At 71.2% G+C, this 11,894-nt stretch carries 13 protein-coding genes and 1 pseudogene; 8 read left to right on the top strand and 6 right to left on the bottom strand.

Annotation, left to right across the window (positions count from 1 at the left end; translation table 11 throughout):
- Positions 1 to 189 (top strand): annotated as a pseudogene (locus ACZ6KY_RS25540) (slipin family protein); the annotation flags it as partial.
- A 623-nt stretch (positions 190 to 812) separates the two neighbouring features.
- The gene (locus tag ACZ6KY_RS25535) at positions 813 to 1,925 is read left to right on the top strand and encodes an alpha-lytic protease prodomain-containing protein (protein WP_469312607.1); all 1,113 of its coding nucleotides are present in this window, start codon (positions 813 to 815) and stop codon (positions 1,923 to 1,925) included.
- A gap of 87 nt (positions 1,926 to 2,012) precedes the next feature.
- Here ACZ6KY_RS25535 and ACZ6KY_RS25530 read toward each other — a convergent pair whose 3' ends face one another.
- Positions 2,013 to 2,387, bottom strand: coding sequence for a cupin domain-containing protein (locus ACZ6KY_RS25530; protein WP_469312606.1), 375 nt, complete (start codon positions 2,385 to 2,387; stop codon positions 2,013 to 2,015).
- 105 nt (positions 2,388 to 2,492) lie between these two features.
- Between ACZ6KY_RS25530 and ACZ6KY_RS25525 the strand changes: the two genes are divergently transcribed.
- Positions 2,493 to 2,939 carry a MarR family winged helix-turn-helix transcriptional regulator gene (locus ACZ6KY_RS25525; protein ID WP_469312605.1) on the top strand — a complete coding sequence of 149 codons (447 nt, stop codon included), beginning with the start codon at positions 2,493 to 2,495 and terminating at the stop codon, positions 2,937 to 2,939.
- A 170-nt stretch (positions 2,940 to 3,109) separates the two neighbouring features.
- A complete protein-coding gene (locus ACZ6KY_RS25520; RefSeq protein WP_469312604.1) occupies positions 3,110 to 3,976 on the top strand; it encodes an esterase/lipase family protein in 867 nt (288 codons plus the stop codon).
- A 161-nt stretch (positions 3,977 to 4,137) separates the two neighbouring features.
- On the opposite strand, the gene ACZ6KY_RS25515 is transcribed toward ACZ6KY_RS25520, so the two are convergent.
- Positions 4,138 to 5,208, bottom strand: a complete 1,071-nt coding sequence (locus ACZ6KY_RS25515; RefSeq protein WP_469312603.1) for a lytic polysaccharide monooxygenase auxiliary activity family 9 protein — start codon at positions 5,206 to 5,208, stop codon at positions 4,138 to 4,140.
- 193 nt (positions 5,209 to 5,401) lie between these two features.
- Here ACZ6KY_RS25515 and ACZ6KY_RS25510 point away from each other — a divergent pair, with 193 nt between their 5' ends.
- On the top strand, positions 5,402 to 5,884 hold the full coding sequence (locus ACZ6KY_RS25510) for a GNAT family N-acetyltransferase (RefSeq protein ID WP_469312602.1): 483 nt from the start codon (positions 5,402 to 5,404) through the stop codon (positions 5,882 to 5,884).
- Positions 5,885 to 5,916: 32 nt separating this feature from the next.
- Here the strand turns inward: ACZ6KY_RS25510 and ACZ6KY_RS25505 are convergent, their stop codons facing one another.
- On the bottom strand, positions 5,917 to 6,051 hold the full coding sequence (locus ACZ6KY_RS25505) for a hypothetical protein (protein WP_103553260.1): 135 nt from the start codon (positions 6,049 to 6,051) through the stop codon (positions 5,917 to 5,919).
- A gap of 186 nt (positions 6,052 to 6,237) precedes the next feature.
- On the opposite strand from ACZ6KY_RS25505, the gene ACZ6KY_RS25500 reads away from it, so the two are divergent.
- Entirely contained in the window at positions 6,238 to 6,861 is a 624-nt protein-coding gene (locus ACZ6KY_RS25500; RefSeq protein ID WP_469312601.1) for a class I SAM-dependent methyltransferase, read from the top strand.
- A gap of 216 nt (positions 6,862 to 7,077) precedes the next feature.
- On the opposite strand, the gene ACZ6KY_RS25495 is transcribed toward ACZ6KY_RS25500, so the two are convergent.
- Positions 7,078 to 7,578: a ribonuclease FAU-1 family protein gene (locus tag ACZ6KY_RS25495; RefSeq protein WP_469312600.1), complete on the bottom strand. Its 501-nt coding sequence runs from the start codon at positions 7,576 to 7,578 to the stop codon at positions 7,078 to 7,080.
- A complete protein-coding gene (locus ACZ6KY_RS25490) occupies positions 7,559 to 8,488 on the bottom strand; it encodes a GNAT family N-acetyltransferase (protein WP_469312599.1) in 930 nt (309 codons plus the stop codon). Before ACZ6KY_RS25490 ends, ACZ6KY_RS25495 begins: the two co-directional genes overlap by 20 nt.
- 95 nt (positions 8,489 to 8,583) lie before the next feature.
- Between ACZ6KY_RS25490 and ACZ6KY_RS25485 the strand changes: the two genes are divergently transcribed.
- Entirely contained in the window at positions 8,584 to 8,958 is a 375-nt protein-coding gene (locus ACZ6KY_RS25485) for a GntR family transcriptional regulator (RefSeq protein ID WP_469312598.1), read from the top strand.
- Positions 8,959 to 9,206: 248 nt separating this feature from the next.
- Here ACZ6KY_RS25485 and ACZ6KY_RS25480 read toward each other — a convergent pair whose 3' ends face one another.
- Complete coding sequence (locus ACZ6KY_RS25480; protein WP_469312597.1) at positions 9,207 to 10,301, bottom strand: DUF5925 domain-containing protein; 1,095 nt, start codon at positions 10,299 to 10,301, stop codon at positions 9,207 to 9,209.
- Positions 10,302 to 10,466: 165 nt separating this feature from the next.
- Here ACZ6KY_RS25480 and ACZ6KY_RS25475 point away from each other — a divergent pair, with 165 nt between their 5' ends.
- Positions 10,467 to 11,894 (top strand): GH39 family glycosyl hydrolase, encoded by a 1,428-nt coding sequence (locus ACZ6KY_RS25475; RefSeq protein ID WP_469312596.1) that lies wholly within the window; start codon positions 10,467 to 10,469, stop codon positions 11,892 to 11,894.

Genomic DNA, 11,894 nt, shown 5'->3' with positions numbered 1-11,894 from the left:
CGCCTGTTGCAGACGGTGGTGGCCGTCGCGGCCGAGAAGAACTCCACACTCGTCCTGCCCTTCCCGGTGGAACTGCTGCGCTTCCTGGAACGGGCACAGTCGGGACAGCCGCCGGCCGTGCCCGAGCGTGCCCCCGGTCCCCAGCGGCCCGCCGTTCCCGAGCGGACCCCCGACTCTCAGCCGGAGTAGTCCGCCGGCCGGAGCAACCGGTGCGGGAGCAACCACCGCCCAGGGGGACCTCCATGGATCGACCGCAGGGAGGGTCGATATCAGGACAGGCCCAGACCTCGCGGGCCGCGGCGGCGTGACGCGTGCGTGGTGTTTGCTGTGCGGATCCACGGGGCGTGACCACACACGGTCAGGGCGTAGGACACGTAAGGCTGTTGTCGTAGGCGCGCCCTGAAGCCGACCTCGTGTGTTCCCTGTGCGTCTCGGAAGAGTGGGCGAGGAGCAACTGGCATGGACGCGACGGTACGGACTTTCCGCCGTGCTCGGAGCCCATGTCCGTACGCCTTCCGGTCCGGGAGGTCCCCACAACCTCCCGGACCGCCCCCCCCGCAGGAGGACGTGAGTTGAAGCACCGACGTATAACCAGGAGGCGTGCCCTCGTGACGGGTGCGGGCATCACCGCGCTGGTCGCCGCCGGGGTCACCTTCCAGACTGCGAACGCGAGCGAGGTCCCGAAGAGCTCGGCGCCGCACGCTCTCTCCGTCACGGCGGCCTGAAAGCTCGCCTCGGCCCTCGGCAAGGACCTGGGCGCCGACGCGGCGGGAACGTACTACGACGCGAAGTCCCGCCACCTCGTCGTCAACGTGCTCGACGAGACCGCGGCCGACACCGTCACGGCGGCCGGCGCCAGGGCCGGGATCGTCGAGAACTCCCTCGCCGAGCTGACGGGCGCCCGCACCACGCTCAAGAAGGACGCGGCCATCCCGGGTACGTCCTGGGCGACCGACCCGGAGGCGAACAAGGTCGTCGTCACCGCCGACCGCACGGCCTCCGAGACCGAGTGGGCCGAGCTCACCAAGGTCGTCGGCGGTCTCGGCGACAAGGCGGAACTCCAGCGCACGAAGGGGGAGTTCAAGACCTTCGTCGCCGGTGGTGACGCCATCGGCGGTTCCGGCGGGCGCTGTTCGCTCGGCTTCAACGTGGTCAAGGGCGGGCAGCCGTACTTCATCACCGCCGGGCCCGGACCGATGCTCGCGCGGATGGCGCTGCGGGACGCCGCACCCGGGGTGACCCGGGTGGTGCCCCAAGAGCCGGACGCCGCCACGGAGTTCCTCGCCGACCGGCCCGTCGCCGCGCTGCCCGGTGTCGGCGGCGCCACCGCCCGCACCCTGTGCGAGTACGACCTCGACACCATCGGCAAGGTCGCGGCCGCGCCCCTGTCCGCGCTCCAGCGCCTCACCGGTGTCCGGGCCGGCCGTGAACTGCACGAGAAGTCGTCCGGCCTCGACCGGAGCCGGGTCGTGCCGAACGCCGCCTCCCGGTCCCTCGCCGCGGAACGCCCCTTCCAGCGCGACGAGTTGGACCCCTCCCGGCACCGCCAGGCCCTGTTCTCCGGGACCGAGGAGCTCGGCACCCGGCTGCGCGCGCTGGAGAAGGTCTGCCGCACGCTGCCCCTCGCCGTGCGCTACGCCGACCGCTCCGCGGCCACCCGCAGCCACACCCTCGAGGAACCGGCCGCCCACTCCTCGACGCTGACCAGTACCGCGTACCGCATGTACGAGGCGCTCGGCCTCCAGCGCGCCCGGGTCCGTGTGATCGCCCTGCGCGCCGAGGGCCTGGCCCCCGCGGCTCAGGCCTCCCGCCGGCTCACCTTCGACCCCGTCGACGAGAGGGTCCGCCGCATCGAGGAGGTCGTGGACCGGGCGCGGGCGAAGTCCGGCCCCCATGTGATCGGCCCGGGGACACTGACCGCGTGACGCCCGTACGGGGGCCGGCGGCTCTGCCGGGAAGGCGGTCTCCCGCCCCGCCTTCCCGCCGGACCCGTATCGCCCCTCCGGGCAGCCCTAGTTGGCCCAGGGCGGTGTGAGGACCGAGCCGTCGGCCAGTTCCGCCCGCAGGCCGATGGAGGTGGTGACCCAGGAGAGCGCGGTCTCCTGGGTCGGGTTCTCGATGCCGAGGGTCGCGCCCGGCGTGATGATCACGGTGTCGCCCGCGGTGATCCGCTCGGTGCGACCGTCGAGCGTGACCAGCAGCTCGCCGGACAGGAGAAGAAAGATCTCCTCGCGGTCGACGGTGTGCACGGGGGCCTGATGCCCCGCGGGAATCTCCGCGCGCCAGGCGCACAGCTCCTCGCTGCCGCTGCGCGGAGTGGCGTACGAGACGAAACGGGCGCCGTGGATCTCGTGGACGACGGCTTGGGGTGAGCGGACGACGGGCACGGGTGCCTCCTGGGTCGATGGTATTTGGTCAAGCGGCTTGACCAAAGGGTTCGGTAATATAGTCAAGTAGCTTGACCAAATCGTCAAGGGTGTTTCAATGCGTGCGTGCAGAACTCCGAGGCCATGGCCCTGTCCGCCGCCCTGCTCGCCATCGCCGGCGAGCTGACGCAACGTATCCACGAGGGTGTGATCGCCCGCGGATTCGAGGGGCTGCGGCCCGCGCACGGCTTCGCCTTCACACGGCTCGCACCGGACGGGGCGACGGTCACCGACCTCGCCGCCCACCTCGGGGTCACCAAGCAGGCCGCCAGTCAGCTCGTCGAGGAGCTCGTCCGCAAGGGGTATGTCGAGCGGCGGCCGCACCCCGACGACGCGCGGGCCAGGCTCGTCGTGCTGACCGAGCTGGGGTGGGCGTGCACCCGGGCGGCGGAAGAGGCCGCGGCGGATGCCGTGCGGGTGTGGGCCGAAGTGCTGGGAGAGGGTGAAATGCGCGCGTTGTATACGCGTTTGCTGAGCATCGCGCCCTACGGTCCCATCAGGCCCGCCTGGTAACGGTCGGTCCACCAGGCCGGTCGCTCCGGTTATCACTGGAAGTTTTTACTGACGCGTAACTTCACACTTCTGCTACTCGACCGTAACTTGACGAGTGAACAGCATCCTCGTGATCCGGATCACAGGGCGTACACCCCCACAACTCCCTTGAGCCGCAAGGAGATCACCCGATGCTGCCCTGGAAGCGAGTGCTCAGACCCCTGGCCGCGCTGCTCCTCACCGCCACGGTCGCGGTCATCCCCGCCGCCACAGCACACGCTGATTCCGCCGCCGCCCCCAGCAGCGGCTGGAACGACTACTCCTGCAAGCCGTCCGCCGCGCATCCCCGCCCCGTCGTCCTCGTCCACGGCACCTTCGGGAACTCCGTCGACAACTGGCTGGCCCTCGCGCCCTATCTGACCAGCCGCGGGTACTGCGTCTTCTCCCTCGACTACGGGCAGCTGCCCGGCGTCCCCCTCTTCAACGGCCTCGGCCCCATCGACCAGTCGGCCGCGCAGCTCCAGGTCTTCGTCGACAAGGTGCTCGCCGCGACCGGCGCCGCCAAGGTCGACCTCGTGGGCCACTCGCAGGGCGGCATGATGCCCCGCTACTACCTCAAGTTCCTCGGAGGGGCCGCCAAGGTGAACGCCCTCGTCGGTATCGCCCCCGACAACCACGGCACGAACCTCAACGGACTCACCAACCTGCTCCCGTATTTCCCGGGTGCCGGGGACCTGCTGTCCACGGCGACTCCGGGACTCGCGGACCAGATCGCCGGCTCCGCGTTCCTGACCAAGCTCAACGCGGGCGGTGACACCGTCCCCGGCGTCCACTACACGGTCATCGCCACCAAGTACGACGAGGTGGTCACGCCGTACGAGTCGGAGTTCCTGAGCGGATCCGACGTCCACAACGTCCTGTTGCAGAACCTGTGCGTGCTCGACCTCTCCGAGCACGTGGCCATCGGGATCTTCGACCGGATCGCGTACCACGAGGTGGCGAACGCGCTCGACCCGGCACACGCCTCCGCCACCACCTGCGCGTCCGCGTTCAGCTGACCGGCTCGGCGGACGACCCGTCCGTGGCCGTCCGCCCGAGCGCGTCGGCGTGATCGTCGGTCCGTCCGCGTTCCGAACCCGTACGGAACGCGGACGGCTGAGCACGCCGCCGGGGGCTGTCCGGCCTGAGCCGCCGGTCAGCCCCCGGGAGTCGTCCGGTCCTAGCGCCGGCGCCGGCTGACCGGCGTCGCGCGCCGCCGCACCGAGGCGAACAGCGCCGCGGCCCCGAGCGCGAGGGCGGCGGCACCGCCGATCGCGACGTACGAGGTGGAGGAGTCGCCACCGGTCTCGGCGAGGTTCTGGGAGGAACCGGTGGCCTCCGGCAGGTTCCCCGTGGAGTTCGCGGAGTCCGCGGTGGCCTGCGCGTCCTCGGCCGTCTTGCTGTCCGTCGTCGTCTTGGTGTCCTCGGCGGCCCCGGCGGTGTCCGCGCTCGCCGTCGGCTCCGCCGACGTACCGGCGTCGCTGTCACCGTGGCCGTGGTGCTCCACGGTCGACTTGTCGCTGCCGTCCTCGATCTGTTTGTCGGACGGAGCGGAGGCGCTCGGCGCGGGAGCCGCGCCGCCGCCCGCGCCCTTGCTGCTGCCGCCGCTGCCGCTGCCGCCGAAGGCGACATCGGAGCACGAGTAGAAGGCCTCCGGGCTGTCCGAGCGCTGCCAGACCGCGTACAGGAGCTGCTTGCCGGAGCGCTCCGGAAGGGTGCCGGAGAACGTGTAGAAGCCGCCCGAGGCCGCCGGGTCGGTGACCGTCGCGACCGGGTGAGTCAGGTCCAGATCGCCCCAGGCCAGCGGCTTCGACGGGTCGTAGCCCGTCTTCGTGATGTAGACCTTGAACGTGCCCTTGTGCGGTGCGGTCACCCGGTACTTGAAGGTGTACGAGCCGCTGCTCACACTCGTCGCCGGCCAGTCGGAGCGCGCCAGGTCGAGTCCCTTGAACTCGGCGTCGCCGGCGCTGCACAGCTTGCCGTCCGGGATCAGCTCCTGGTGCCGTCCGTTCGCGTCGCCGATGCGGATGCCGTTCCAGTCGTAGAGCGCCTGGGTGCCGCCCGCCGCGACGGCCGCCCCACAGGCATCCGACCTGGGATTCTCCGGACCCTCCGCGTAGCACTGGGACACCCGGCTCACCGGGTCCCCCATCGAGCCGTGCGCCGAGGCCGGCGCGGCGGCCAGCGCGGACAGGGCGAGCGGGGCGATACCGAGGACGGCGACGCCGGCGGCCTTGCGGCGTGCGGACATGGGGGAACTCCTCGAACGGTCCTGGTGCGTGGGGTGAGCCCCGCACGGTGTTCCGTGGGGGATCCCGTGGGGGGCGATCAGAAAACTAGCCCCAAGGAACCGTGGAATCGCCTGCTGGAGACGGGTGACGGTGATCCTTATGGCGCCGTTAAGGGAGTGCTGAGACTGCGATCAGGTAGGTAGCGTGCGGGACATGAACGAGACGTCCGAGGAGTTCGGGGAGACGCCCGAGGGGTTCGGAGTGAGGGCCGCCGTGGTTGCCGACGTGCCCGTCGTGAAGGCCGTGATCGACGCCGCGTTCCAGCCGTACGTCGAGCGCATCGGGCTCGTTCCGATGCCCATGGAAGCGGACCACGCGGCGAACGTGGCGGCGGAGCGGGTGTTCGTCACGGGGGAGCCGGTGACGGGGCTCGTGGTCGTCGAGGAGCGCGCGGACCATCTGTACCTCGACACCATCGCGGTCCGACCCGATGCCCATGGCCGGGGCATCGGGGGACGGCTGCTGCGTTTCGTGGACGCACACGCGCGTGCGCTCGGGCTGGACGAGATCAGGCTCTGCACGAACGCGATGATGTGGGAGAACCAGAAGATCTACCCGAAGCACGGATACGAGGTGACCGAGCGGCGTTCGGACGGGCCGTACGACCGGATCCACTACCGCAAGCGGCTGGCCTGACGGCGTTCACCGCGAGCCGCGCGGGCCGCGGCTCAGCCGTCCGGCCACCAGGTGCGCGCGATGTCCTTCCGGACCTCCGGGCGCTCGGCGGGGCGCTCGTCGGGCTCCTCCCGTACGCGGCGGGAGTCCGACTTCCTCAGGGGCTTCTGCACGGTCACACGGCGCATGGCTGCCTCCTTGGCGTCTACCGGATTCCGCGGTTGTACGGAGGTAGACCCTTTCGGGGAGAGTTCCTCATCGGTCGCGATCTGTCTGTGGCGGCGGTCACCCTTCGGCTGTCCGTGGTGGGCACCCATCGGCTGCCCAAGGCGGTCACCCGTCGACTGGCAGTGGCGGGTGTCACTCTGGAGCGCATGGTGAGTAACAGTGGCACGAATCCGGGGGCGGGCGTCGACTGGGACGCGGAGTCCGGCACCTTCGACGAGGAACCCGACCACGGCCTGCTCGACCCCGTGGTCCGCGGTGCCTGGGCGGACCGGCTGCGGGACTGGCTGCCCGAGCGGGCCGGCGATGTGCTCGACGCGGGCTGCGGCACCGGCAGCCTGTCACTCATCGCGTCCGAGCGGGGCCACCGGGTCACCGGGGTCGACCTCTCGCCGCGCATGATCGACCTCGCCCGCGCCAAGCTGGCCGGACGCGACGCGGTGTTCCTCGTCGGTGACGCGGTGGCACCACCCGTCGGCGAGCAGCGCTTCGACGTCCTGCTCAGCCGCCATGTGCTGTGGACGCTGCCCGATCCCGAGCGCGTGCTGCGGCACTGGCGCGGACTTCTGCGCCCGGGAGGGCGGCTGGTGCTCGTCGAGGGCGTCTGGGGGACCCTGAGCCCGGTCGGCATACCCGCCGAGCGGATGGCCACCCTGCTCCGGCCTCTGGTGCCCGACCCCGCCGGCCTGCGCGTGGAGCCGCTGTCGGCCGACGCGCGGCTGTGGGGACGGGAGGTCGACGACGAGCGGTACGCCGTGGTGGCCTGCTTCTGATCGGCGCGCCCTCTGACCGGTGCGCCTTCTGAGGGGTGCCCGTCCTCTGAGCGGGCGCTCGGAGGACGAGCTTTGAGCGTGCCCTCCGAGCGGGCGGCACCGCGCGTCGGCGCCGCCCGCACCTGTGCGGCACGCACCTGCGCCGTCCGTGGTGCCGCCGGGGTCGAACGCCGCCCGTGCGGCACCACACGCCTACGTCGCCCGTCGCGCCGGCACCTAAGCCAGCAGTGCTTCGAAGCCGCCCTCGCGGGCCAGGCGTTCGAGGTCGTCCAGGGCTTTCTCGGCGGCGGCCGCGGCAGCCGGGTCGGTGGCCGCGAGGCCGCTGTCCGCGAACTCGTCCTCGTCCAGGCGCCGTACGTCCGTGCCGTCGGCCGAGAGCCACAGGTCCAGGTCGAGATCCTCGACGACCAGCCGGCCTCCGGAGACGGTGGCCGGGCGGGTGATGTCGCAGTACCAGCCCTTGCGTACGCCCGAGGCGTCCCGGACCTCCTTCACCGCGTACCAGCGGTCCCGCCAGTAGTACTCGGTGAAGACATCGCCCTCCTCGAACCGTACGAAGCCGAAGTCGCGGACGGTGTCGCCGGACCACGGTGCGCGCACGACCACCCGGGTGCCGTCGTCGGCGAGCAGTTCGGCCGGGTAACTGATCTTCGTACGGCCTGCCTTGACGAGTACGATCTCCAACGAGCCAGGCCTGTCAGCCGAGGTCACGGACATACTTCACCTCCGTTGCGCAGATTTCGTATCCGAACCATTTGTTGATCGCCAGCATCGGCCCGTTGCCCGCGTCGTTGCCCGTGAACGCGTCCGTGAGCCCGGCCGCGCGGGCCCGGTGCAGGGAGTGGTTCTTGGCGAGTTTGGCGAGACCCCGGCCCCGGAAGGCGCGGTCGGCGCCCGTCATGACGGTGGCGTAGCGGGTGCCGCCGTCGGTGCGGGCCGCGCTGAACGCCGCCGTGCGGCCGTCGACCAGCGCGACGGAGGTGAGCTCATGGCTCAGCAGCGGGTGGCGCCAGGTCTCCGTCAGCCAGGCCTCGTAGTCAGTGAACTCGCGGTCGATGTCACCCGGTTCGTCGAGGAGCGTCTTCGCGTCCAGCGTGAACAGCGGCCGAGGATCGTCCGCGAAGTCCGCTCCGGTGCGCAACTCCACTCCGGAGGGCGGGGGTTGGAGCGGTGGCAGGGTGCCGCTCGCCAGATCGAGGTGCAGGAAGTGCGCGGAGCGGGCCGCGCGATAGCCCCGCTTCTCGGCGAAGGCGCGGTCCGCGGGTGTGTCCTTCACCCAGGCGTGCAGTCTGGTCGCGCCCAGGGCGGCGAACCGCTCCTCGGCGGTGCGGGCCAGCAGCGAACCCGCGCCGCGTCCCGTCCGTTCCGGGTGCACATAGATGTTGACGTCCGCCTGGCCGGGCTCGGGGCTGTCGTACACGAGGCCCACCCGCGCGGTGCCGATCAGCTCGCCGTCCTCCTCGGCCGGCAACGGCCGGTAGTGGGAGTCGGGATGGGCCCGCTCCAGGTCGTAGGCGACGGACTCGGCGGTGAAGAGCATGAACGGGAGAGCCTGGTGACGGATGCGGGCGAAGCCCTCGGCGTGTGCCGGGTCCCCGCGCCGCAGTTCGCGGACGATCACGGTCATGGCATCGCACGCTACGCGGGGGCCGCGTGCGGATGCCTCTCATTTTCCGGCGGGTACGGGAGGACCGCTTTCCGCGGGTACGGGACAATCGCCGCGTGACCCTGAAGATCCGCATCGCAGAGGGGGCCGCGCCGTACGAGCAGGTGCGCGCCCAGATTTCCGAGCAGGCCCGGTCCGGCGCGCTGCCGGTCGGCTACAAGCTGCCCACGGTACGGGGGCTGGCCGAGTCGCTCGGCCTCGCGGCCAACACCGTCGCCAAGGCCTACCGGGCCCTCGAGGCGGACGGGGTGATCGAGACGCGGGGCCGCAACGGTACGTTCGTGGCCGCTGCCGAAGACGCCGCGTCACGCGAGGCCGCGTCGGCCGCACAGGCCTATGCCGAGCGCGTGCGACGGCTCGGCCTGACCGAGAAGGCCGCCCTGGACGCCGTACGAGACGCACTGAGGGCAGCGTACGAGGACGGCGCCTGACCGCCAGCCACAGCCGCGCCCGGCCTGCGGGGCGGTCCTGGCTCCGGCCTCGACCCCAGCCCGAGCCAGGCCGAACTTCCGGCCCTCAGCTCCGGCCCGAGCCCAAGCCACGCCCCTGAGCTCCAGCCCTGGACCCAGCCCCGCCCGAGCTCAGCCCCGCCCGAGCTCAGCCCCGCCCGAGCTCGGGCCCGAGTCCGGCTTCACCGCGAACCCCAGCCCGGGACCGAATCCCAGCCCCAGCCAGGCCCCTACAGGTACAACCCCGCGTCCGCGCCCTCCCGCTGGTCCGGTACCGACGTCGGGGTCGTGCCGCGGCGCAGCGCGTACAGCTCCGCGAGGGTCGCGCCCTCGCGGGAGACGCCTTCCTCGGTGCCCAGCCAGCCCACCGCCTCGCGGCGGGTCAGCGGCCCGACCTCGATCCGGGCGAGGCAGCGGCCGGGACGCACGACGGCCGGGTGGAGGCGCTCCAGGTCCTCGTTCGTCGTGACGCCCACGAGGACGTTGCGGCCCTGGCCGAGCAGTCCGTCGGTGAGGTTGAGCAGCCGTGAGAGCGCCTGGCCCGCGGTGTGCTTCGCCTCGCCGCGGATCAGCTCGTCGCAGTCCTCCAGGAGCAGGAGCCGCCAGCGCCCCTTGCCGGTGCCGTCCTCCTCGCCGATCGCGATGTCCATCAGATAGCCGACGTCGGAGAAGAGCCGCTCGGGGTCCAGCACGCAGTCCACCTGGCACCAGTCGCGCCAGGAACGGGCCAGCGTGCGCAGGGCGGAGGTCTTGCCGGTGCCGGGCGGACCGTGGAGCAGCAGCAGCCGGCCCGCGATGTCCTCCGGGGTGGTCTTCATCAGACGGTCCATGGCGTCGGCCACCGGTGCCGTGTAGTTGGCGCGGACCTCCTCCCACGTCCCCGCCGAGATCTGCCGGGTCGTGCGGTGCGGGCCCCGGCGCGGCGACACGTACCAGAAGCCCATCGTCACGTTCTCCGGCTGCGGTTCCGGCTCGTCCACCGCGCCGTCCGTGGCCTGCTTCAGCACCTTCTCGGCCAGCTCGACGCTGGTCGCGGTCACCGTGACGTCGGCACCCCGGTTCCAGCGGGACACCAGCAGGGTCCAGCCGTCGCCCTCGGCGAGGGTGGCGCTGCGGTCGTCGTCGCGCGCGGAGCGCAGCACCCGGGCGCCCGGTGGGAGCAGCGTGGCCCCGGACCGTACGCGGTCGATGTTCGCCGCGTGCGAGTGCGGCTGCTCGCCCGTCGCGAAGCGACCGAGGAACAGCGCGTCGACGACATCCGACGGCGAGTCGCTGTCGTCGACGTTGAGCCTGATCGGCAGAGCGTCGTGTGGGTTCGCAGACATGTCGCCATGATCTGTCACAAGGGCGCCCCGTGCACCCGGTTTCCGCGGTGCGTCGCGTGTGTCGCGCGCGTCCCGCTCTTCCGGTGTATCCCCTCCGTCCTGTTACAGGGCTGTGGTGTGAAGAGATCTGTCCGCGCCGGATCACCCCCGTTACTGTGGCCCATGATGGGACGTCATGGGTGGAATTCGGGGGCGGGCCGGTGGCGCCTCATCGCGCTGATCGGCGTGGGTGCGGCCGTGCTGGCCCTGGTGGTGACCTTGATCAACACCCTGCCGGGGGACGGCGGGAGCACCGCGGGCACGACCCGCGACGGAGACAAGGTGCACGGCACACCCCTCACTCCGCCCCAGACGCCGCGGCCGGAGGTGGGCTGGGGCTTCACCCACACCCAGTTCAGCGCCGACGAGGGCAGCGCGACCGCCACCGAGCGGGTCGAGGGACTGCTCGGCAAGGACCAGGTGTCGCTGCCGCAGAACCAGCACATCATGGGCTGGGGCGCGGGCAACCCCGAGCCGTCCAAGGGGCGTTACGACTTCACCGAGATGGACAGCCGCATCGACTTCGTCCGCAGGTCCGGCGGCACCCCGACCGTCACGCTGTGCTGCTCACCGGACTGGATGAAGGGCGGCAAGTCCGGCGCCGACAAGACGAACTGGAGCCAGTCGTCCCTGGAGACGGCCCCGGAACCGTCCCACTTCGCGGACTTCGCCGCGCTCGCCGCGACCGTCGCCAGACGCTATCCCGACGTACGGCACTTCATCGTCTGGAACGAGTTCAAGGGCTTCTGGAACGACAGCAAGGGCCGTTGGGACTACGAGGGTTACACCCAGCTCTACAACCTGGTCTACAAGGCGCTGAAGAAGGTGGACAAGGACATCATGGTGGGCGGCCCCTACCTGGTCATGGACAGCTTCGACCCACGTCAGACCCAGGACGCGTCCCCGACCGTGCGGGGCACCTGGGGCGCCATGGACCAGCGGGTCCTGGACGCCTTCGACTACTGGAACGAGCACAAGGCGGGCGCCGACTTCGTGGTCGTGGACGGCTCCAGCTACACCAACGACGACGACACGCTGCCCGATGAGTTCGCGGCCACCGACAAGCTCACGGCCGTCGGCAAGTGGGTGCGCGAGCGGACGCACGGACTGCCGCTGTGGTGGGCCGAGTACTACGTCGAACCGGCCGACGGCAACGACGAGCGCAAGGGCTGGTCCGAGACCCACCGGGTCGCCGTCCAGGCGAGCGGCCTGATCGCGATGGTCAGGGGCGGTGCCTCCTCCGGCTTCTACTGGAACCCGGAGAAGGAGAAGGGCTCCGGCTGCGCCGGCTGCCTGTGGACGCCGACCGACACCGCCGGCGGGGGGAGGGAACTCCCCATGTACGACCTGGTCTCCCGCTTCGGCAGGGCGTTCCCGCCGGGGACGGCGTACGAGAAGGTGTCCGTCGCCGCGGACGACGTGCCCAACGTGCGGGTCCTCGCCTCAGAGAGGACCGTCCTCGTGGTCAACACCCTGGACCGGCCGATCAGCGCGAAGGTCGACGGGAAACGCTTCGAGATGGCCGCGTACGGGGTGAAGTGGCTCAGCCGGTAG

The organism is Streptomyces sp. NPDC042002 (genome assembly GCF_055588305.1).
This window is presented reverse-complemented; position numbering and strand designations above follow the sequence as displayed.